The organism is Arcicella sp. GW458-12-2-14-TSB2 (assembly GCF_059423785.1).
This window is the reverse complement of record NZ_JBWKYN010000096.1, coordinates 1-21868: the sequence shown is the minus strand read 5'-3', so window position 1 is coordinate 21868 and position 21868 is coordinate 1. Positions and strand designations below refer to the sequence as shown.

The following is a 21868-nucleotide window of genomic DNA, read 5'->3' as shown; positions in this document are numbered from 1 at the left end:
GTATAGTTTCCATCTTTATTTTGTTTAACTAATCTGTATAAATTTACATAAATTAATGACAAAATGTTTATTCAATAAGTGTTTATGTTGTAAACAATAAGTATCGATATATTAGCTATCTTATTTAAAAAAATTGACCGATACCTTATCATTTTATTTTCTTCTGCAACTTAATCATTGCCTTCCCAAAGCGTTTTCCATACATTTCAGCAGATGGAGCATCAAAGTGTATTGTATCACCTTTATGAACTAGTCCCTTTGAATAAACCAAAGCAGTATAAGGAATTTTGGATGGAATTGTTTTTAGTACATCATGATTAAACTGGACATATTCAGGTCTGTATTGTCCTAATTCGCCTAGAATAACGGGGAGTTTTGGATTATTTACCAATACTCTTATTGAATCTATCATGGTTTTAAATTTGACTTCATAGTTTTCAGCTTTTTTAGGACTAGCATCTGATTCTCCCTGTAGCCAAATAATGCCTTTTATTACTCCATACTGCATGGCTTCTTTTATCCTATGAATCGCATCATCAAATGGATGTGTTTTTGTACTAGCGTCATAAGCATTCGGTTTCCACAAATTGATTGATGTTCCGCCTACTGCGGTAGGAACTAACCCAATCTTTTTCGTTTTGTTTGCTGCTAAAATGGTCAAGGCAAATTGTAATCCCGGCCCTACACCCACTATTGGGGGCTTATCAAAATGAAGTGGGTGCTTGGCAACAGCCCAAGTATTGTCTTTCGTTAATACAAATATATTTTGGTTAGCTTCTTTTTGATATTCCTCTGTTATTTTGCCCCTCCCAGCCATATTCGACTGTCCCATTAAAATATAAATATCAAAATTTGAATCCACTTGTTCAGGAACTTGTGCGAAAGTTTGGGTAACAAAAACAATAGTGGCTACTATTAAGAAAGCTATCTTTTTCATCGTGAGTTTATTTAGCAAAATATTTTCATCCTATCTTTCAAAGCTATTCTTCAAGTTTTTCTACTGCAATTTTCTCCCCTTCCAACGATACCCTTTGCCTTGTGCTAACAGTCCAAAAAAGACTACATAAAATGGATAGATTAATTGCACAATAGGGATATAAATGATTTTATTTCGATATCCTAGAAACGTAATTACTAATGATAAAAAGAAAAACTCAGCAGAAAATTTCAGCACTAAAATACCTATCCCCAAATATTCATTTATCAAATAATAGGCGATTAATACGCTAAGATTAGCCAAGAAAATAAAGATAGCCAAAGCACTTACCTGCCAATTATCGTAATGTTTCCATTTACTTGCCCAACGTCGTCTTTGTTGGTAAAAGTGAGATAAATTCTCTTGCGACGTAGTTCTTACTATTGCATCGACATCCATATTAAAAAAGACTTTATCAGGATATTTTTTGGCAATTTTATGCATCAAAAATTCGTCATCACCCGAAGCCACCATTTCATTGCCTGCAAAACCATTTACTTCTTCAAATACTTCACGTGTATATGCCAAGTTGGCACCATTGCACATATTGGGCTTTTTCAGATACATCGCACAAGCTCCTGAGCCTATCAAACTAGCAAACTCTATGATTTGAATCGTATTCCAGAAGGTATTTTTTTCTGTAAAGGTGACAGGCGAACTGATTAATTTAACTTGTTTTGTTTCATAAAACTGCTGAATTGAACTCAGCCAATCACGTGATACAGAACAATCGCCATCAGTGGTAATTAATAATTCTCCCGAAGATATTTCTATGCTCTTTTGAATGGCTCTCTTTTTGGGAGAAGCACTACTATCATTCAATAGGTTTAACACTTTGAGTTCGTAATAAGCTATTTCTTGAAATGCTAATACGATGTTTTCAGTATCATCTGTTGAACCATCATTGGCAATAATCACTTCAAAGTTTTCAAAAGGATAAGTCTGTTGATTCAGGTCTTGAAGTAGTTGTAAAATATTATTGGCCTCGTTTCTTACAGGCACAATCACAGTGAGTTTGGTATCTCTCTGAACAGGCGGTATTTTATGTTTTGCCCTCATTTCTTTCCAAACTACAATTAACACTAGATTGAAAATAAAGTAAAAGGCGGTAGTCATCAAGATAATAAATAACAGCATAATTATGTGGTGGTTGATTAATCGATAAAAATTAACGAATCTTCGTTTTCAATAATAAAATACTTCCTACTAATACAGGAAACAGAATATTGATAAACCAAAGTACAAAAGTGGCGGTAATAACGGCCGCATGATTTACTTGGTAAAAACCAAAAAAGTAGATAGCAGAAAATTCTCGAATCCCTAAATCACCTATAAAATTAATAGCTGGGACAATGGTTTTAACGAGAAAAATTAAACATGAGATTGTCCATAAATCTATCATATTCAACTTGACTTCAAAAATCAATAGTACCAATACAAATTGTAGCGAGATGGTAAAATAACGCAATAGTCCCCATAGAAAAACCTTTCTTACCTCCTCATTACTAAAATGCTCTAGGATTTTCACACTATGAGCAAACTTTTTTAAATAAGGTATTTTTAATACAAAAAGATAAAATAAATGTCGTTTTAAATAAGCTAAAAAGCCCAAAGACAAGCTCAATATTAATACAACCATAATGATGCCATTGATACCTACAATAATTTGGTTATTAGTAATCACAAAATACCCAAAAGATAACGTGCCAAACAGCAAAGAGATATAAAATTGTATTCCATTGCCCAACAGAATAGCGCCTATACTTTCTGCTCTTTTTTGTTGTTTAAACTTCCACATCCTTCCTGCATAATCTCCTAAGTTCGCTGGGGTAATAAATCCTAAAGACAACCCCATCAATACTCCCTTGAAAGCTTCTTTTAGCGAAATCTCCTCAACTTTCAGGGCTAGTTGTTGCCATTTCTTGGCTTCAAACCCCCAATTAAAAAAAATTAGTAGTATTAACAAAAGTCCTTTCCACAGATTCTTTACAACAAAAGCTTTTTGGCATTCCAATAGCAAACTATCAATATTTTGCTGTTTCTGATCAAAAGCCTTGTATAGCATCCAGACAATCACGACGAAAAGCAATGTTTTGAACAATGAAAATAGTTTTTCAGATAAAATGCTTGTTTTCGGATTTGTTTCGTTGGTATTTTGCATGAAAAGATAAAGCAGAGACGGAAATTTTTGTGCTAAGAAATGGTAAATAATACAGAAAAAATAATTTTAGGCGTCGACCCAGGTACTCGTTTTATGGGTTATGGGGTAATATTGGTTCAGCGCAACGAAATAAAAGTTTTACAATATGGCGTTATCAATGTTAGCAAATATAGCACGCAGGAAATTAAGTTAAAGAAAATATATGAACGAATCATCTCGGTAATTGAAGAATTCATGCCTGATGAGATGGCTATTGAAGCACCTTTTTTTGGAAAGAATGTACAATCGATGCTAAAGTTGGGCAGAGCCCAAGGGGTAGTCATGGCGGCGGCGCTATCTCGGGAGATACCAATTGTAGAATATTCTCCCAAGACAGTAAAACAATCGGTAACGGGCAATGGTAATGCTTCCAAAGAACAAGTAGCCCATATGCTAGACCAGTTGCTAAAAATGAAACTAGATGCCAAGATGTTTGATGCCACCGATGCACTGGGCATTGCGGTTTGCCATCACTTTCACGGTAATAGCATCATGGCAACGAACAAAGGTACTAAAAAAGGTTGGGGAGCATTCGTGAATGAAAATCCTGAAAGAATTAAATAGGATTTTATTAGCTACGAGCTTTGAGTGGTGAGCTTTGAGCAGTCCGCTACTTTAGTATAAAATCCTGATATACAACATTTTGCTTTAAATAGACTACTTAAAACATCAACGCTTTATTTAATTTGAATAATATCAAACTTACTTATTAGATGAAAACTTGTGCTCTACAGCTCTTTACTGTGTTTTTGTTGTGTTTATTAAGGCTGAATGTTCTTGATGCTCAAATCTCCAATAAACAGGGTATCAGTACCATCAGTATACATCCTTCGGCTACATTATTTACCTTTGGGTTACCACAAAGTAATACTATTTCAAATGGCTATCAGCAAGGAGCATTTTCTTATACACCTTTTCCATTTACTGCGCTGCCTATTAATTCTAGCATTAATAAAGATGGTAAAACAACCCTATATGGATTGATTGGTTCTTTTGATTTGGGCATTAACTATGCTAAGCTTTTACGCAATAACAGAATTTTTAAAACAGAAATTGGTGCATATTATACGTGCGCTCCAAGTAGCTATTCGATTAAAGCCCCCTATCATTTCGTCATAAATGACAAAGAATCAAGCATTTGGCAAAACACTATTAGCTATTCTGGTTTTTCTGCAAGCTTGACCTATACCTCTAAGTCGAGAGGAAGAAGGGCGCTCGGAGAAGTAAGAAATTATTTGGAAGTAGGTGCCAGAACGATGAATTTCCTTACTCAATCTGCCAAAGAAAGCGAAGATTGGGTAGCTAATGGACAAGGATTTAGGATAGAAAGTAAGGTTGTGAATCAGCAATCAAATATGTTTTTTTTTGAAATTGGTAAAACCTATTGGCGACCTGCCAATGATATGCGTTCTTTGAATATGGGCATCAGAGTGGGTATTCCCTTACAACATCTGGTATCGAATACTTATTCGGGCATTACTAATAATCAAGTGGTCGCTTCAACTTCAGCCTTAGAAAGCGGTGCCTACATCGGTTTTCAAATTTCTTATAATCTACCTATCAAAACTATCTCAAAACCATTTTTAGGTCGGAAAGCCGATAAAATTTACTGCGAAATGGAGCGAAAAGTAAAAATAAAGCATCATTTTAAAGTAGGTAATGAACTATTAAACATCGAACTTTTTGACCATGAAAACGAAGATGGAGACATCGTTTCTGTTTGTTTCAATGGACAGTATATCCTTGAAAAACATTTACTTACGAAGCAATCTAAGATTGTAACTTTGAGAATCAATCCTAACCAGAAAAATATTTTAACAGTTTTTGCCAATAATACGGGTAGCGAAGGGGCCAATACTACCGCCATTAGATTTACTGTTAATGGTAAAAAAGAAGAGATTATTCTATATGCCGACAAGAAAGAATCTGAAGGTATTTCATTTGAGTTATGATATAACAGTTGATTGAATTTTGTCCTTTCTTTCCGCTCCTTCATTGCTAGTCAATCTATAAAATACCGTTGAGTTTTAAAATTATTGTTTATTTTTGTTATAATGATATTCAACCTTTATAAATACATTATTTTTAAAACCAAATCAGGTACTTACCGAACAATATGAACTTACAATATTTAGCTGACCATACAGGCAGTATTACGGGTGTTTTCATTCCAATCCAAGAATGGGATATCATTCGTGAAAAGTTACATTTGCCTGACGAATCAAAAGCTTTGCATCGACAAGAATTATTGGAAGCATTTGAGGAAGTAAAACTTATTAGAGAAGGGAAAATTTCAAAACCAAACTTAACTGATTTTTTAAATGAGCTTTGAAATAATTCCTATTCTACCTTTTCAAAGACAGGCAAAAAGGCTTATTAAGAAATTCCCATCTCTCAAAAATGAATTAATAAGTTTTATAGAAAGCTTAAAAGATAACCCTCAACAAGGTACTCCATTAGGTAATGATTGTTATAAAATTAGACTTTCAATTGCTAGTAAAAACAAAGGGAAATCTGGTGGAGCAAGAGTTCTTACTTGTGTATATGTAGCTGACAAGGAACTGTATTTACTTTCAATTTATGATAAGTCGGAAAGATCATCTCTGAATGATAATGAAATCAAAGAGCTTATTAAAATAGTACAAGATATTAAAGAGTGAACTTACTTACTCTACAATCCCTCACAAAACATACCGCTCCTGAAAAACTTTGATAGGCTCAATGGCACTTTGAACAAAATGTTTGATGTACTCATCAGTTTGTTCATCATATATATTTTGTGGCGTGTCTATCTTCAAGATTTTCCCTTGATGCATAATCGCAATTTTATCCGCTACCAAAAAAGCATCTAATAAGTCGTGCGTTACTAATACACAAGCAATCAGCTCTTTTTTAATAATCTCAACAATTTTTGACCTCAATTTTGTACGATTAATCGAGTCTAAATTGCTGAAAGGTTCGTCCAATAGCAAAGCTAAGGGTTCTTCAGCAATGGCACGTGCAATAGCAGTTCTTTGCTTTTCTCCGCCCGAAACTTCCCTTGGTTTTTTATCTTTTACCGCTGTAATACCACAAAGTTCTAATAATTCTTTCACTCTTTCTTTTCGATATTCAGGGGTATAATGAGTAAGAGCAAGGTCTATATTTTCCCAAATTTTGTGCTCAGGTTTTAATCTATAATCTTGCGGAACAAGCTTGATATTAGGGAAGTCTCTGATTAATCTATTAAAATATAAATTGAGTGCCTCGTTATTTAACCATAATTTTCCTTCATCAGGCATTATATTTCCTGAAATGATGTTTAAAAAAGTAGTTTTTCCTGAACCGCTCTCTCCTACAATTGCTAAAATTTCACCTGCTTGTACTTCTACTGAAACATTATCGACAACTGTTTTATCATCATATTTTTTAACTATATTTTCTAGTTTTAACATCCTTAATTCCACAAGATTTACTAAAGTAAATCATTTAAATTTGTATTCTTCCCAATAATAAGTTTTTGTTGAAGGCCTTGACAATTCTATCAAAAAGTAGTCTTGCAGTCGATATATCTTTTTAATATCGTTGTCTGAAATGGCTAGTTTTTTCGGAGAAACTGTTGAAATAATATAACTATAAGGCTTATTTTGATTATAAACATCCTTTATTTCCTTAGAATAATAAATGTATTCAAAGGTATTCTTTCCTTGATTAGTTTGAGGGAGTTTCCAAAAAGGATAGACCAACATCGTATGACTTTTGTAAACTATACCAATGGTTTTATCTCCTCCGTTCTTATCTAGTATCTCAGCAATTTTAACTAAGTCATTATTTTGAGATACATTCCCAAAGAAATACTTATCAAATCTAGTTCCTGTAAAAACAGTCAGCATGTCTTCATTATAGAATCCAGCATCTGCCAATATTTGGTTGATGGTTATTTTAGTTGAATAACTTTGACCTCCATCCAATGTCCAAACCTTATTATCTTTGGTATGGTAAAATTTTAAAATAACTGGGTTTTTCAGTATCGCAGGAATATGATTATCGAGCTCTATTGGTACATAACCCAACGTTTTTTTCACTAGATACCTTACTGGTAATATTGTTTTTTTAGGATTTACATATACATAGGGTAAAGCCAATAACACTAATAGAAATACACTACTCCGATAGAGAACGGTAGATTTCAGGAAATTTCTGAATAATAATACTAAAAATGGAGCAGAAGCTAAGAAAAATGAAATTTGAGTTCTTGAATGAAACCATTGCCATTTGAAAATAGCAGAATAAATAAGAAGTCCTACAAATAATAGGATAGCATAAGAAACCATTACACCATAATACTTCTGAGATTTCTGGAACGATTTTCTAAAAAAACTCAAGCCTAACAATACAAACCCAAAGGTGATTATCCAAAAATGAAAAAAGTTTCCTGAACGATCTTCTGTCAAGGTAAACACCGCTTGATATTCACCTAATGAACTGTTTAGATCTCCAGACGAATAATGCAAAAGTTCATGTGCTTTCTCAACGATATTTTTGATTTGCTGATTATAACTAGTAATTGGTAGCCCTAAATGTATCCCCGCATTTTTTATCATAGTAGATAATGTTGCCTCTATAGAAATATGTTCTACAGTGTAGGCATTACCAGCATAAAACGTTGATGTAGGCAATGGCGATAAAATACTGCCAAATGTTTGATAGTTTCTGTAAAAAAAAGGGAAAAATACCAAACAGAATAGAAAAGCACCAAACAACCCAACTTTTATAGCACTAAATAAACCTGCGTTCTTGATAATACTTATGGTTAACCATACACAAAATGGAACAGCAAATAGAAAAGCGGTATATTTAGTAAATCCGCCTAAAATAATTGATGCAACACACCAAAAAATCAATGACCATTCTAATTTTTTATGCTGAATTAATAGTAGACAAAAATATAGGAAGTTTAAAAAGAAATATGCTGACAGATAATCATTTTGAGTTGTAGTGCTTTCTAGAATACCTATCGGTAAAGTAATACAAAAAATAAAGACAAAGACTTTGCTTCTTAAATCAACACCAAAAATGCCTGTTATTAAAACCACTGTCAAGGCACTTCCCAACATCGAAAAGTATTGAATTACATTAACAAACAAATCAGAATCACTTAATAGAATGGTGGTAAGCAACCAGTATTCCGACAAGACATTATAAAAAAGTTGAAATTGAAATTGGGTCTGATAAAACTTTATATTCTTATTTTGTATCCAAAACTGTACTCTCGTAAGATGATAAGTCATAGAGTCCATATTGTTTGGAGGACAATATATACTTAAAAAAAGTAATGGAATTAGAATCAATAATATAACAGCATACAAAATCACTTTACTTTCTTTGTCTCTAACCCTAAAAAGGTCATTAAACGTATTAATATATATCTTAAACTGCTGTTGAAAAATATTAAGCGAATAAACCCTAAAGACCAATAAAATAGCTAAAACTAACCAAGCTATTTTAATAAATTGAGAAGTAAGAATATCAAAAAATGAAGCTACTTCAACACTTAAAATTACAAAAGCGGAAAGTAAAATAACCGATTTCATAATCGGCAAAAACAATGGCTCAATTCTGCTAGTAGTGGAGGAAGTATTGTAGTTTAAAAAAGTTAGCAATAAAAAACAAATAACTAGTAATAGTATAGGCATTGGTTATAAATTATTTGATGTGGTAAGCATTTTGAAACCTCTTTCATAAGAAAGTTCTCAAAATTACAGAAAAACTCATCAAAGAATTCTAAATCAATGCCTTTTAAATCTGATATTATTCCCGAAATGTTTGTCAACAATAAATTTCATCTACAATTTCTCACGTTTAAAGACCGTCCTTAATTCTTTCCCAACTGATTTTTCGGTATTCTTTCAACAAAAATAAAGCAATGATTAACAAGATGGGCGTTAATGCTATTAGCCCATAAGTCGTTTTTGCAATGAAAAAATGTAAAAAACCTAAGATTGGTGCCACAAAAAACAAGAATAAAAACTTCATCCATTGACTCCCTTTTACCTTTCCATTCACCACTTCAATTGAAAATGGTAATGAAAACTCGCCTCCAAACACATTTAAACTAATAAAGAGCAGTGTACTTGCCATAGCAAAAAGAATATCGTCGATCATACCAAAGCCAGACTTATACATCACAACAGCGCCGATAATAATATATACGGGAATGCCGACTTTCACTAAAACAGCTTTTAGACCACCCAACAAAATCTCTCCTGGCTGAACCAGTGGAGCTACTCGATATGCCCAAGCAGCCTTCCAATCATCAGAAATATAGATTTGCTGTGAAAAAATCCAGATAATAAACATGGCATAATATAATACCATCAATACATTAAAAGCTTCTTTGTCAGTTTGAGTAAAAAAATTGTACATAAAATAAATCAACATCCCAAAAATCGGATAGGCACGCACTTTAAACTTTCGGTCGCGTGCAGTAATAATCCAGACTAATTCAAAAGCTGATTTTTCTAAGGTAGTTTTCGTAAAAACTTTTGAAAGTATATGCAACAAATTGTTTTTGGGAGCAGCCCTTTGTCGCTCATCCTCGATGATTGATGGCGTGCCTAAACCAGACAAACTTTTGGCAAATAACGGCGACAAATAATTATTCATAACATACAAAGCCGCAAAAGGAACTATCAGGACCAAGACCGAGAAAATGATATAAGGCAACTCGAAGTGTTTTTCAATAAAAGCCTCCATTACGCCTGCAAACCACGCTGGAGGGGTTATGTAGTGCCACCATTTAATGACAATTTCTTGGGTTGATGTACCGATTAGCTTATCAGTTCGTGCGATAAACTGATACCCTACTGCCAAGAATACTGAAAAGGCAATTTGCGCATACCCAATAATATCTTTTAGTTTTTCTTCAGATACAACTTTGGTAAGTAATAAGTAAAGAATGCTCGTTAGAAAAATAGTTATCAAGCATAATAAAACCACACAGCCTATAAAAAGTATGCCCGCCTGCCAACCGAATTTATAGGCCGTAAAGATGATTGACCCAAAGGAATTAGCTAAGGTTAATGCTCCTAAAAAAACAATAATATGAATTAAACGAGCCATCCAAATCACTTTGCCATCCACTGGCCTTGGCAATAGAATAATATTATCGCTTGTATCAAAAAGTACTTCGGCAAAATCAGAAATCATATTAAAAGCCACCATAAACATGATGAAAGCAAAACTCAGCATCATTACTAAATATACTGGCTGTTTAATAAATAGTATCATTAAACCATATAGCAAACTAAAAAATGCTTGAAGCAATAATGATTTCAAGAACGTATTGCTTTGCTCCTTTTTTTGCTGTTGGTTTCTTTGTAATCCATGTACTCTACGGTTTTCAGCAATTAGCTTTACCTCCACGATGGCTCTTAAAGTAGGGTAATCAACAGACAACCATTTAAAAAGCCATTGGAGTTTATCGAGAATGCGAAGAATAAACTTTGTCATAATTATTGAGAGGATAAAGCTTGAATAAAATCATCAGCACGGCTTTGGTTTTCTTCATTGGCACCTGTCAAGCTACCAAAGACACTTTCTAATGAAAGCTTAGAACCCTGAGCTTTTAAATCTTGAAAAGTACCATTAGCCACCACTTCGCCTTTATTGATAATCACGATACGGTCGGATAGTTTTTCAACAACATCCATAATATGTGAAGAATATAGAATAGTCTTTCCAGCTTCTTTTAGTTTTGCCAAAATTTCTTTCACCAAAATTACAGCATTGGCATCCAGTCCAGAAAGAGGTTCATCTAAGAAAATAATTTCAGGATTATGAATTAAGCCCGAAATCAACAATACTTTTTGGCGCATTCCTTTTGAAAAAGTACTCATCCTTGTATCTACCACATCACTCAGTCCAAACAAACCAAGTAATTCTTTGGCACGTTTTTCTATCTGCGCATCTTCAAGATGATACAACCTACCTATAAAAAGTAAATACTCCATCGGTGTTAAGACTTCATAAAGCATCGCATTTTCGGGTACATAGCCAATACGTTTTTTGACTTCCATGGCATCTTTAGTAACATCATAGCCCAGAATAGACACTTCGCCCGAAAAATCCCCCAGTATGCCAATCAAAATTTTTAGCGTAGTACTTTTTCCAGCACCATTTGGCCCGATATAACCAATGATTTCGCCTTTATAAATGTCAAGATTAATACCTTTTAATACCTCTTGATCGCCATAGCTCTTCTGTAGGTTCTTTATTGAAATTACTGGTGAGCGTTCTTCCATTTTTTGTTTTGGTTTAATTTTTGGTTAAAAATAAAATATAACTAGAACAGTATAGAACATTTATTTTTTTTTCTATATTTTTGTGTAAGGTAATCAAAAAAAATTACCCAATAATCTCAATAAATACAAACTTCGACTATGTTACTTTTAGGTTTAGATTTAGGTACCTCATCCATTAAAGCATCTGTTGTGGATGGTTCAACAGGCAAATTAGTTGCCTCAGCACAATATCCTGATACAGAAAATACGATTTCTTCTCCGCATGATGGCTGGGCGGAACAAGACCCTGAAATGTGGTGGACCTGTGTTCAATTAGCAATCCAAAGATGTAATTCATCTGGTAAATATAATCCTAAAGATATTCAAGCGGTCGGTATAGCGTATCAAATGCATGGATTGGTAATTGTTGATAGAAACCTGAATGTTTTAAGACCATCAATTATCTGGTGCGATAGCCGTGCTGTCGAAATAGGCAATAAAGCTTTTGATAAAATTGGTCATGAAAAAAGTTTGGCTAATTTACTTAACTCTCCAGGAAACTTTACTGCGTCTAAATTGGCTTGGGTCAAAGAAAATGAACCGAGAATATATGGCTCAATTTATAAAATTATGCTTCCTGGTGATTTTATTGCGATGAAATTGACAGGCGAAATCACTACCTCAAACTCTGCTCTTTCAGAAGGTATCTTTTGGGATTTCCAAACAAATGGCGTTTCAGAAGACGTGATGAAATGTTATGGTTTTCCTTCAACTATTTTACCTGATATTCGTCCCTTATTTTCAAATCATGGTGAGACAAAAAGTTCTGTTGCAGACACTTTAGGCTTACAAGCGGGTATTCCTGTAACTTATAAAGCGGGCGACCAACCTAATAATGCTCTTTCATTGAATGTATTAGACCCCGGAGAAGTAGCCGCAACAGCAGGAACATCGGGCGTAATTTATTCTGTTTCGGATAAAGTGAGCTATGACCCAAAATCAAGGGTAAATACTTTTGCCCATGTAAACCATGAATTGAATGGTGCCAATCGATTAGGGACGCTTTTGTGTATCAATGGTACAGGTATTCTGAACCGTTGGGTTCGTGATAATGTAGCTAGTGGATTAAGCTATCAGGCAATGAATTCCCTTGCTGCTGGTGTTAGTGAAGGAGCCGATGGACTTAGAGTTTTACCTTTTGGAAATGGTGCTGAAAGAGTATTAGAAAATAAGGTGATTGGTGCTACTTTTCAACGTTTGAATCTTAATGCGCACACCAATGCACACATTATTCGTGCTGCCCAAGAAGGTATCGCTTATTCTTTGAAATATGGAATGGATATTATGGCAGAAAATGGCACATCTCCTTCTGTCATTAGAGCAGGCAAGGCTAATATGTTTTTAAGTGAGGTTTTCTCGCAATCATTAGTAAATGTTACAGGCGTTGCCGTTGAATTATACGATACTGATGGTGCAAAAGGTGCTGCATTGGGTTCAGGTATCGGCGTGAAATATTTTGCTCAACCTAAAGATGCCTTCGTGAATATGGAAAAAATTGGGGTAATTGAACCTGATACTTCAAAAGCCAATGCTTACAAAGAAATATATCAAGACTGGAAAAGTATTCTTGATAATCAGCTGAAAAATAACAGCCTTTAGACTTTCTTGATTAGATTATTGAAGACACGTGATTATCTTTGTTTAATAAATCACGTGTCTTCAAATGAAAAAAAATCTCCTATTAGTTATTCTACTCCTCTTTGTAAGTTTTCAAATGCACTCACAAAGAGTTTACTCCGTCGTATTTAATCAACTACCTAGTGATTCTCAAATCTACCAACGTAACGATAATAAAGAAGCAACTGTCGATATTTCAGGAATTATTGAAATTGCAGGTTGGGATTATATGTCTGTATTAGTATCAAGAAATTCAGAAAAATTTCAATATAAACGCTCCATCTTTAGATACAACGATAAAGGTATTGGCACTTTTTCCTTAGCTCCTACCATTAAAGCTGAATTAGCAGATTATAATTTTGAAATATATGCTTGCAAAGGCTTGGACTCAATTTTAATGGTATCACGGAAAAATATTTCAGCAGGTGAAGTATTTCTCATCAATGGACAATCTAATGGAGCCGCTTATAATGTTAATTACTTCCCCTACTCTTTCACCAATAAATATTGTAGAACGTTTGGTTTACCACAGTATGGTAAGGCATATACAGAAGCTGATACACTTTGGACACAATCTGATTATTCCGTTGGTACTTGGGGATTAGAACTTCAAAGGTTATTCCTTGAAAAATATAAAATGCCAAGCTGTATCATCAACGGTTCTGTGCATGGAACACAAATAGACCTCCACCAAAGGAATGATTCTAACCCCACTAATATCTATTCAATCTATGGTAGATTATTATATAGAGCTCAAAAAGCACACGTTGATAAAAACTTTAGGGCCTTGTTTTTTTGGCAAGGGGAAAATGATATTGCCGAAAACGAACCTGAAAACTGGCCTACCAAATTTGACAAACTTTTTAATAGTTGGAGACAAGATTACGCTAATCTCAACAAGTATTACATATTCCAGATAAACTCAATTGCCTATAAAAAATACGGCTCAGGTACATTAAGGGATTATCAAAGAAAAATTCAGGAAAAATATGCCCCTTTCATCGAAAGCATCGCCACTGTGGGTAACAATGGTTATGATGGAGCTCATTATACGAACGAAGGATATATTCAATTTGCCAATGAAATTTTCAGAAGATTAGAAAGGGATTTCTATGGAGTGAAATTCGTTGAAAGTGTCTCTTCTCCAAGTATAAAAAAGATATTTTATACGACAGACAAAAAAAATGAAATTGCCCTAGTATTTGATGAAGATCAAAAAATGCTGTGGAAAAATGACACTTTATTAACGAATAATGATGGCTCTTTAGTAACTCAATACATGAAAAACTATTTCCTACTAGATAATAAATTAGGTGAAGTAGTTTCGGGGAAAGCAGATAAAAATAAAATTATACTTACTTTAAAATCTAATTCTACAGCGACTAAACTAACTTATTTACTTCCATATTTTCCTTACGATGACACTGAAAAACGAGGTTTTTTTGGGGGGCCTTACCTTCAAAATAATCTTGGTGTGAAAGCCTTAACATTTCAAGATGTTAAGATTGAAGACAAGGACCCTGATGCCCCTACAAAATTACCTAACCCTCAGCTTGTAGCCATACCTGTTTTTTATAATAAAGTCAACTTGTCTTGGCAAAGTATATTGGGTGCAACAAAGTATGTTTTAGAGAGACAAGAACAAGACAAACCTTTCCAAATTATTAAGACACTTGATAATACTGTTAACTCATATACTGATAGTACTCTCAATCAAAATACTACATATACTTATAGAATTCAAGCACTTAATGAAACCATATCATCTGATTATGCTATTATTGCAATCAAAACTCCTTCAACGCTTGAAAAGCCTATACTAAATATTGAAATCATATCTACCTCAGTGCTTAAAATCAAATGGAATACTATTAGTAATGCTACGTATTATATATTAGAACGAAAATCTGGTGCTGATACTGATTTTATTGTAATACAAACATTGGCTAATAATGTTTCGGAGTTTACAGATACTAATCTAAAAGCCAACACTTTATATTCATATCGAATAAAAGCCTTTGGTGATAAAACAGCTTCACAAGAAACTATTAGTAATGCTCAAACGCCTATTATATTGGCTATGCCCAATTTGAAAGCCTTAGAGATTACTCACGAGAGTATTCAATTACAATGGGAACAAATAGCATTAGCAAGTAAATATATATTAGAAAGAAAAACAATTGGAGATACTGATTTTAAAAAAATATTTGAATCAGAAAACCTATTAACATTTACAGATGCTAAACTTAAAGATAACCAAAATTATCTTTACAGATTAAAGGCAATCAATGCTTTTTCGGAATCGCAATTCTCTACTATTGAACTCAAAACAAATGCAATTCTAGCGATTGATTCACAAGAAAAAAACTTAATCAAAATTTATCCAAATCCTGTCAATAGTATTTTACAAATCCAATTACCTAAGACAAACAATTACATTGTATCAATCTTAGATTTTTTAGGAAATAAAGTATTTGAAAAAACTATATTGAATCAAAATTTATTTTCTTTGGATTTATCGACCCTGAAAAAAGGGCTTTATCTTGTGATAATCAACAATAATCAAGAGATTTACAGTAGTAAATTTATTTTAGAATAACATACCCCTTAAATCAATGTCAACAATTCAAGCAATTATTCTTGCTATTATCGAAGGTTTAACAGAGTTTCTTCCAATTTCTTCTACAGGACACATGGTATTGATGAGTTCTTACTTAGGTATTGAAAATGACAAATTCACCAAACTTTTTGAAGTTTGTATTCAACTGGGAGCTATTCTAGCTGTTGTGGTGTTATACTGGAAAAAGTTTTTTGATTTTTCAAAATGGCAATTCTATGTAAAACTTGCATTGGCAGTTGTTCCCGCTTTAATTTTTGGGAAACTATTTGACGATTTAATTGATGAGCACCTCGGAAGCCCCGTTTTTATTGCTTCTGTATTATTGGTAGGTGGTATTATTTTATTATTTGTAGATAACTGGTTCAAAAACCCAATCATTACTGAAGAAGTTGACATTAACAACATTACTGCTATCAAAATCGGGATGTACCAATGTTTAGCAATTATGTTTCCGGGCTTGAGCAGAAGTGCTGCTACAATATTGGGGGGTATGCAACAAAAATTAAGCAGAGGATTAGCTGCTGAATTTTCTTTTTTCTTAGCAGTACCCACTATGGCAGCTGCGACGGGTTATAAATTATTGAAATTTATCTCAGAAGAGGGAAGTATTTCAGAAGAACAAGTTAAACTTTTAGGTATTGGCAATCTTGTAGCATTTATCGTTGCTGTTTTAGCAATCAAATTTTTTATCACAGTATTAAATAAATATGGCTTTAAATATTTCGGTATTTATCGCATCATTGTCGGAATCGTCATCCTAGTTTTGGCGGCTACTGGCTCTCATTAAAAATGAATCAAGAAACTATAAAATTGAACCCAAATCAGACCTCTCCAGACCCTGGAGAGGTTTTATTGATTGATAAACCCCTTACTTGGACTTCTTTTGACGTTGTAAAGAAATTAAAATTTGCTGGTCGCTTTAAAAAAATTGGACATGCAGGTACGCTTGACCCTCTGGCAACAGGCTTATTAATTCTTTGCACTGGCAAAATGACCAAGCAAATTGATTCTTTTCAGGCACAGCAAAAAGAGTATTCTGGTACTTTTGTATTTGGCAAAACAACTCCTTCTATCGACTTAGAAACGGAGTTTGACGAAGAATTTCCTATTGACCATATTAACGAAGTAGTACTTCAAGAAGCATTAAGTAAATTTCAGGGAAAGATTTTGCAAATACCTCCTATTTACTCAGCCATACAGGTAAATGGTAAAAGATTATATGAATTAGCCCGCAAAGGAAAAACAGATGCTGATATTGAAATTAAATCAAGAGAAGTAGAAATTTCTAAGTTTGAGATTGACAGTAGTAATTTTCCTGAAATCCAATTTTCTATCGTTTGTTCAAAGGGTACTTATATCAGAAGTTTAGTCAGAGATTTCGGACTGGCTTGTCAATCGGGTGCTTATCTAAGTTCACTTAGGAGGGAAAAAAATGGTGCATTTGATGTAAAAGACGCACTTACCATTCAAGAGTTTATTGAACAAAGGAAAGTTGATTAATTATTGGTAATTAGGTTTTTAGTATTAATGTAAAGAATAAAACTCTGTTGGCAATCCTATCAATAAAAAGGACTTAAAACTGAGCTAATATAAAAATGCAAGTTTATCACGGAATACAAGAATTCAAGAAATTAGAGAATGCAGTTGTAACAAGTGGCACATTTGATGGTGTACATCTTGGACATCAAAAAATATTAAATCGCTTGAATGAAGTTGCTTTGCTAACGCTAGGAGAAAGTGTTGTTATTACTTTTTATCCTCATCCACGCAGTGTGATTTCTTCTGATACCCAAGCTATCAAACTACTTTCAACCCTCGACGAGAAGATTGAACTCTTGGAACAAAATGGCGTACAACACCTTTTGATTATTCCTTTTACGAGAGAATTTTCTGAACTTTCCTCAGAGGAATTCATCCAAAAGATTCTTATTGACACGATTGGTACCAAAACGCTTGTAATTGGCTATGACCATCGTTTCGGTAGAAATCGTGAAGGTGGTTTTGATTATTTAAAAAGCAACGCTTCAAGATATGGTTTTTCTATCGAAGAGATAGCTCGTCAGGATATTGATCATGTGGCCGTAAGTTCATCCAAAATCAGGAAAGCATTATCGGAAGGCAATGTTCAGTCTGCCGACCACCTATTGGGTAGGAACTATGCTATTACTGGCCTTATTGTCAAAGGTAAACAATTAGGGAGAACCATTGGATTTCCGACTGCCAATATACAAGTAAGGGAAATTGCGAAACTGATACCCACTGATGGCGTGTATGCCGTAAAAGTGCATTACAATAATGAAACTTTCGGAGGAATGCTAAATATTGGAAATCGCCCAACAGTTGATGGAACATATCAGACGATAGAAGTTAATATTTTTGATTTTAGCAAAGAAATTTACGGAGAAACCTTAACTGTAGAGTTTATTACAAAAGTAAGAAACGAACAGAAATTTAGCGGATTAGATGCTCTGAAAGCTCAAATAGCTAAAGACCAAGAAGTAATTAAAGAAATCTTACTACGTACCGACAAATGATTATGGAATAGATTTTCATCTATAATCTATGGTGAAGTAAAATATAGTGTAAAGAACAATTGTTGCTTTAAATCCTATTATTTTGCTTACAAACAAACTCATAAAATTGCACAAAAAAAGGTCGATTCAACTCAATGAACCGACCTTCTTTATATCTGAAAACCAACGCTTATTCTTCTGTTGCTGTTGGCGCTAAAATTCTTGAAAGTGTTAACGTATCCCCTTCGCCAGAATAATCTGCTAAAATTATATCTCCGTTAGATAAATCACCTTTCAATATTTCTTCTGCTACTGGATCTTCTAAATAACGTTGAATAGCACGATTTAATGGTCTTGCACCATACTGTGAATCATATCCCTTTTCAGCAATAAAGTCTTTCGCTTTTTCAGTCAATTCAACTGTATAGCCAAGGTTAGTGATTCTAATAAATAGCTTTTTCAACATTAAGTCGATGATTTGGTGGATGTGCTCACGTTCAAGTGAATTGAACACAATTACATCATCCAAACGGTTCAAGAACTCTGGCGAGAAAGCTTTTTTCAAAGCATTCTGAATTGTTCCCTTCATTGCATCATCTAAACCATCTACTTTAGTTTTCGTAGAGAAACCAATACCTGTACCAAAATCTTTCAAATCTCTTGCTCCGATATTTGATGTCATGATGATAATAGTATTTCTGAAATCAACTCTTCTACCTAAGCCATCAGTCAAAATACCATCGTCCAATACTTGAAGTAAGATATTAAATACATCTGGGTGAGCTTTTTCAATTTCATCCAACAATACTACGGCATAAGGTTTACGACGAATCTTTTCAGTTAACTGTCCGCCTTCTTCATAACCAACGTATCCCGGAGGGGCTCCGACTAAACGAGATACACTGAATTTCTCCATGTACTCACTCATATCGATTCTAACTAAAGCATCATCTTTATCGAACAAATAAGTAGCTAAAACCTTCGCTAATTCTGTTTTACCTACCCCTGTTGGACCTAAGAAAATAAATGAACCAATAGGTTTTTTAGGGTCTTTTAAGCCAACTCTTGTACGTTGAATCGCTTTAACAAGTTTCGCAATCGCTGGATTTTGTCCGATTACTTTACCTTGCAATTCTTCATTCATATTCAGAAGCTTTTGTCCTTCTGTAGCAGCTACACGATTCACTGGGATGCCAGTCATTTGTGCAATTACTTCAGCAACACTTTCTTCTGATACGGTATAACGACGACGTTTGGTATCTTCTTCCCAATCACGTTTTGCACGGTCTAATTGGTCTAACAAACGTTTTTCACGGTCACGTAACTGAGCAGCCTCTTCGTATTTCTGCGATTTAACTACTGCATTTTTCTCTTTCTTGATATTTTCGATGGCTTCTTCCAAACGAACAATATCTTCTGGTACTGTAATATTTGAGATATGAACTCTCGCTCCTACTTCATCCATCACGTCGATAGCTTTATCAGGTAAAAATCTATCTGAGATATAACGTTCAGATAATTTTACGGCTTGTTCTATCGCCTCATCAGTATAAGTTACATGGTGATGGTCTTCATATTTATCCTTGATGTTATTCAAGATTTCGATGGTTTCTTCAATAGAAGTAGCATCTACCATTACCGTTTGGAAACGACGAGCCAAAGCTCCGTCTTTCTCAATGTACTGACGATACTCATCTAAAGTAGTAGCACCGATAACTTGTATATCACCACGAGCTAAAGCAGGCTTGAACATATTCGAAGCATCTAATGAACCAGAAGCTCCACCTGCACCCACGATAGTATGTAATTCGTCGATGAATAAAATCACATCAGGTGATTTTTCCAACTCATTCATTACCGCTTTCATTCTTTCTTCAAACTGACCACGGTATTTTGTACCTGCCACTAAAGAAGCTAAATCAAGGGTAACGACTCTTTTACCGAATAAAACACGAGATACTTTTTTCTGAACGATTCTTAGTGCTAGTCCTTCAGCAATTGCTGTTTTACCCACACCTGGCTCACCAATCAAGATTGGATTGTTTTTCTTTCTACGCGAAAGAATCTGAGCAACACGTTCTATTTCTTTTTCACGACCAACAATTGGGTCTAGTTTACCCGCTTCCGCTACTTTTGTTAAATCTCTACCGAAATTATCTAATACAGGAGTTTTAGATTTTTCCGTTCCTTTATTGGTGGTAGAACTTCCTCCAGCTGCGTTTCCGCTTGCAAACATTCTTGCATCATCATCGTTATCATCTGTGTCAGACGGACCCGATTTGATATTAGGGTTTGATTGATATTCCACCATATCCTTAATTAATTCATAATGTATCTGGAACTTCTCAAGAATTTGTTTGGCTAAATTGTCCTCATCTCTAAGAATAGCCATTAACAAATGTTCCGTTCCTACAAGGTTAGTTTTAAAAATCCTCGCTTCCAAGTACGTTACTCTCAATACTTTTTCGCATTGTCTTGAAAGCGGAATGTCTTGTTTGTTTTTGATAGTGTACGTAGATCGAACCGTACTCTTAGTAGCTTGTTCTATAGTAACACGCAAATCATCTAGGCTTGTCCCACACTTTTTAATTAAATCAAGAGCAATGCCTTCGCCTTCTCTGATCATTCCTAAAATTAGATGTTCCGTCCCGATGTAATCATGCCCAAGCCTGATTGCCTCCTCACGTGCGAGCGAGATAACCTCTTTTACTCTGTTTGAAAATTTTGCCTCCATGCTTAGAGTTTTTGAGTTATAGCGTTATAGAGCGTCAGAGTTGACCGTTAAGAGTGACAGGAAAAATCCAATTATTCTTTACTCTGATGCTGAAGGTAATCTCTGGTTATTTTCTTAATAATTACTTTCAGTAAATCTCTTCCAAATTAAATCTTAAACGTTAATTAATTAATCTTTGTTCATTTTCTATCGAACTTTGAAGTATCTTTAAAGACTGACTTCCCTGACAAAATAACAAATCTAAGATAGATAAATTAGGTACAAATTCACTGCCAAAGTTCTGTCGATAAGCAGTAGGTTTGTAAATTCCATTTGTAGAAAATGCTTTTTTGGGGTGAATTTTACTTCTCAAATCGTTCTCTACATTTTTTTCATATTTTTCTGTAAATATAATCTTTTTTTCGAGACGCAAAAGTTTCAGACAAATTGACAGAAGCTCTAGATTCAAATCGAACAAAAAGTCAGGTTTTTTTTCAATAATATTTTTAAAATATTCTGAATAATATTCAAAAAAAGGTGATTTTCCGTACGCTGAATGTATTGCACCCCAATGTCGGCGAATCCAATCTTGGTGATATTCTATTTTTAAATCCCGAATCAATACCTTTGCATTCCCATTTTTTACGGGTATAGACAGCGTATCAATTTTATTAGTTGTCTGAATTATACAACGATTTCGGTAACTTTGCTTTTCGTAATATTCGTGTGCTTCAATAACAACGGTTTCGTGTTGAAGTAAACATACAAAATATTCGAGACTGGGTAAATATTGTAAATCAATTATCATTTCCCTAAAATACAGTAGAATGATTTAATTTCAAATTTTTATGTCAAAATCATTCTATTTATCAAGAAAAAATACAAATTCTCAAAATACAAACATGTTT

The 21868-nt window shown here is 34.0% G+C and carries 18 protein-coding genes; 9 read left to right on the top strand and 9 right to left on the bottom strand.

Annotated elements, in window-relative coordinates:
- Positions 1-148: 148 nt before the first annotated feature.
- The 3 genes from AC07XN_RS14575 to AC07XN_RS14565 are packed head-to-tail and all read right to left on the bottom strand — an operon-like array spanning position 149 to position 3137.
- Positions 149-937, bottom strand: a complete 789-nt coding sequence (locus AC07XN_RS14575) for a sialate O-acetylesterase (RefSeq protein WP_494743604.1) — start codon at positions 935-937, stop codon at positions 149-151.
- 60 nt (positions 938-997) lie between these two features.
- Positions 998-2113: a glycosyltransferase gene (locus AC07XN_RS14570; RefSeq protein ID WP_494743603.1), complete on the bottom strand. Its 1116-nt coding sequence runs from the start codon at positions 2111-2113 to the stop codon at positions 998-1000.
- Between the two features lie 31 nt (positions 2114-2144).
- Positions 2145-3137, bottom strand: coding sequence for a lysylphosphatidylglycerol synthase domain-containing protein (locus AC07XN_RS14565; protein ID WP_494743602.1), 993 nt, complete (start codon positions 3135-3137; stop codon positions 2145-2147).
- A 39-nt stretch (positions 3138-3176) separates the two neighbouring features.
- Between AC07XN_RS14565 and ruvC the strand changes: the two genes are divergently transcribed.
- The 4 genes from ruvC to AC07XN_RS14545 all read left to right on the top strand — a co-directional run bounded on the left by ruvC (position 3177) and on the right by AC07XN_RS14545 (position 5836).
- On the top strand, positions 3177-3740 hold the full coding sequence (gene ruvC / locus AC07XN_RS14560; RefSeq protein ID WP_309919081.1) for a crossover junction endodeoxyribonuclease RuvC: 564 nt from the start codon (positions 3177-3179) through the stop codon (positions 3738-3740).
- 149 nt (positions 3741-3889) lie between these two features.
- Complete coding sequence (locus AC07XN_RS14555) at positions 3890-5128, top strand: hypothetical protein (protein ID WP_494743601.1); 1239 nt, start codon at positions 3890-3892, stop codon at positions 5126-5128.
- A 164-nt stretch (positions 5129-5292) separates the two neighbouring features.
- Positions 5293-5508 carry a hypothetical protein gene (locus AC07XN_RS14550; RefSeq protein ID WP_309919075.1) on the top strand — a complete coding sequence of 72 codons (216 nt, stop codon included), beginning with the start codon at positions 5293-5295 and terminating at the stop codon, positions 5506-5508.
- Entirely contained in the window at positions 5498-5836 is a 339-nt protein-coding gene (locus AC07XN_RS14545; RefSeq protein WP_309919072.1) for a type II toxin-antitoxin system RelE/ParE family toxin, read from the top strand. The genes AC07XN_RS14550 and AC07XN_RS14545 overlap by 11 nt, the downstream gene beginning before the upstream one ends.
- A gap of 21 nt (positions 5837-5857) precedes the next feature.
- On the opposite strand, the gene AC07XN_RS14540 is transcribed toward AC07XN_RS14545, so the two are convergent.
- The 4 genes from AC07XN_RS14540 to AC07XN_RS14525 all read right to left on the bottom strand — a co-directional run bounded on the left by AC07XN_RS14540 (position 5858) and on the right by AC07XN_RS14525 (position 11458).
- Positions 5858-6610: an ABC transporter ATP-binding protein gene (locus tag AC07XN_RS14540; protein WP_309919069.1), complete on the bottom strand. Its 753-nt coding sequence runs from the start codon at positions 6608-6610 to the stop codon at positions 5858-5860.
- 30 nt (positions 6611-6640) lie between these two features.
- Entirely contained in the window at positions 6641-8851 is a 2211-nt protein-coding gene (locus AC07XN_RS14535; RefSeq protein ID WP_494743600.1) for a glycosyltransferase family protein, read from the bottom strand.
- Between the two features lie 166 nt (positions 8852-9017).
- Complete coding sequence (locus AC07XN_RS14530) at positions 9018-10667, bottom strand: hypothetical protein (RefSeq protein WP_494743599.1); 1650 nt, start codon at positions 10665-10667, stop codon at positions 9018-9020.
- Positions 10668-10669: 2 nt separating this feature from the next.
- A complete protein-coding gene (locus AC07XN_RS14525) occupies positions 10670-11458 on the bottom strand; it encodes an ABC transporter ATP-binding protein (protein ID WP_494743598.1) in 789 nt (262 codons plus the stop codon).
- Between the two features lie 138 nt (positions 11459-11596).
- On the opposite strand from AC07XN_RS14525, the gene AC07XN_RS14520 reads away from it, so the two are divergent.
- From AC07XN_RS14520 to AC07XN_RS14500, 5 genes are all read left to right on the top strand, one after another.
- A complete protein-coding gene (locus AC07XN_RS14520) occupies positions 11597-13096 on the top strand; it encodes a xylulokinase (RefSeq protein WP_494743597.1) in 1500 nt (499 codons plus the stop codon).
- 64 nt (positions 13097-13160) lie between these two features.
- Positions 13161-15713, top strand: a complete 2553-nt coding sequence (locus AC07XN_RS14515; protein ID WP_494743596.1) for a T9SS type A sorting domain-containing protein — start codon at positions 13161-13163, stop codon at positions 15711-15713.
- A 16-nt stretch (positions 15714-15729) separates the two neighbouring features.
- The gene (locus tag AC07XN_RS14510; RefSeq protein ID WP_309919053.1) at positions 15730-16521 is read left to right on the top strand and encodes an undecaprenyl-diphosphate phosphatase; all 792 of its coding nucleotides are present in this window, start codon (positions 15730-15732) and stop codon (positions 16519-16521) included.
- A 2-nt stretch (positions 16522-16523) separates the two neighbouring features.
- Positions 16524-17234: a tRNA pseudouridine(55) synthase TruB gene (gene truB, locus AC07XN_RS14505; protein WP_494743595.1), complete on the top strand. Its 711-nt coding sequence runs from the start codon at positions 16524-16526 to the stop codon at positions 17232-17234.
- Positions 17235-17329: 95 nt separating this feature from the next.
- Positions 17330-18268, top strand: a complete 939-nt coding sequence (locus AC07XN_RS14500; protein WP_494743594.1) for a bifunctional riboflavin kinase/FAD synthetase — start codon at positions 17330-17332, stop codon at positions 18266-18268.
- A gap of 169 nt (positions 18269-18437) precedes the next feature.
- On the opposite strand, the gene AC07XN_RS14495 is transcribed toward AC07XN_RS14500, so the two are convergent.
- On the bottom strand, positions 18438-20981 hold the full coding sequence (locus AC07XN_RS14495) for an ATP-dependent Clp protease ATP-binding subunit (RefSeq protein WP_309919045.1): 2544 nt from the start codon (positions 20979-20981) through the stop codon (positions 18438-18440).
- A gap of 160 nt (positions 20982-21141) precedes the next feature.
- The gene (locus AC07XN_RS14490; protein WP_309919042.1) at positions 21142-21768 is read right to left on the bottom strand and encodes a WbqC family protein; all 627 of its coding nucleotides are present in this window, start codon (positions 21766-21768) and stop codon (positions 21142-21144) included.
- Between the last annotated feature and the right edge of the window lie 100 nt (positions 21769-21868).

Bases quoted from the DNA above. Each gene is read 5' to 3' on its own strand.
- AC07XN_RS14575 (WP_494743604.1), bottom strand. From the start codon at position 937: ATGAAAAAGATAGCTTTCTTAATAGTAGCCACTATTGTTTTTGTTACC.
- AC07XN_RS14570 (WP_494743603.1), bottom strand. From the start codon at position 2,113: ATGCTGTTATTTATTATCTTGATGACTACCGCCTTTTACTTTATTTTC.
- AC07XN_RS14565 (WP_494743602.1), bottom strand. From the start codon at position 3,137: ATGCAAAATACCAACGAAACAAATCCGAAAACAAGCATTTTATCTGAA.
- ruvC (WP_309919081.1), top strand. From the start codon at position 3,177: ATGGTAAATAATACAGAAAAAATAATTTTAGGCGTCGACCCAGGTACT.
- AC07XN_RS14555 (WP_494743601.1), top strand. From the start codon at position 3,890: ATGAAAACTTGTGCTCTACAGCTCTTTACTGTGTTTTTGTTGTGTTTA.
- AC07XN_RS14550 (WP_309919075.1), top strand. From the start codon at position 5,293: ATGAACTTACAATATTTAGCTGACCATACAGGCAGTATTACGGGTGTT.
- AC07XN_RS14545 (WP_309919072.1), top strand. From the start codon at position 5,498: ATGAGCTTTGAAATAATTCCTATTCTACCTTTTCAAAGACAGGCAAAA.
- AC07XN_RS14540 (WP_309919069.1), bottom strand. From the start codon at position 6,610: ATGTTAAAACTAGAAAATATAGTTAAAAAATATGATGATAAAACAGTT.
- AC07XN_RS14535 (WP_494743600.1), bottom strand. From the start codon at position 8,851: ATGCCTATACTATTACTAGTTATTTGTTTTTTATTGCTAACTTTTTTA.
- AC07XN_RS14530 (WP_494743599.1), bottom strand. From the start codon at position 10,667: ATGACAAAGTTTATTCTTCGCATTCTCGATAAACTCCAATGGCTTTTT.
- AC07XN_RS14525 (WP_494743598.1), bottom strand. From the start codon at position 11,458: ATGGAAGAACGCTCACCAGTAATTTCAATAAAGAACCTACAGAAGAGC.
- AC07XN_RS14520 (WP_494743597.1), top strand. From the start codon at position 11,597: ATGTTACTTTTAGGTTTAGATTTAGGTACCTCATCCATTAAAGCATCT.
- AC07XN_RS14515 (WP_494743596.1), top strand. From the start codon at position 13,161: ATGAAAAAAAATCTCCTATTAGTTATTCTACTCCTCTTTGTAAGTTTT.
- AC07XN_RS14510 (WP_309919053.1), top strand. From the start codon at position 15,730: ATGTCAACAATTCAAGCAATTATTCTTGCTATTATCGAAGGTTTAACA.
- truB (WP_494743595.1), top strand. From the start codon at position 16,524: ATGAATCAAGAAACTATAAAATTGAACCCAAATCAGACCTCTCCAGAC.
- AC07XN_RS14500 (WP_494743594.1), top strand. From the start codon at position 17,330: ATGCAAGTTTATCACGGAATACAAGAATTCAAGAAATTAGAGAATGCA.
- AC07XN_RS14495 (WP_309919045.1), bottom strand. From the start codon at position 20,981: ATGGAGGCAAAATTTTCAAACAGAGTAAAAGAGGTTATCTCGCTCGCA.
- AC07XN_RS14490 (WP_309919042.1), bottom strand. From the start codon at position 21,768: ATGATAATTGATTTACAATATTTACCCAGTCTCGAATATTTTGTATGT.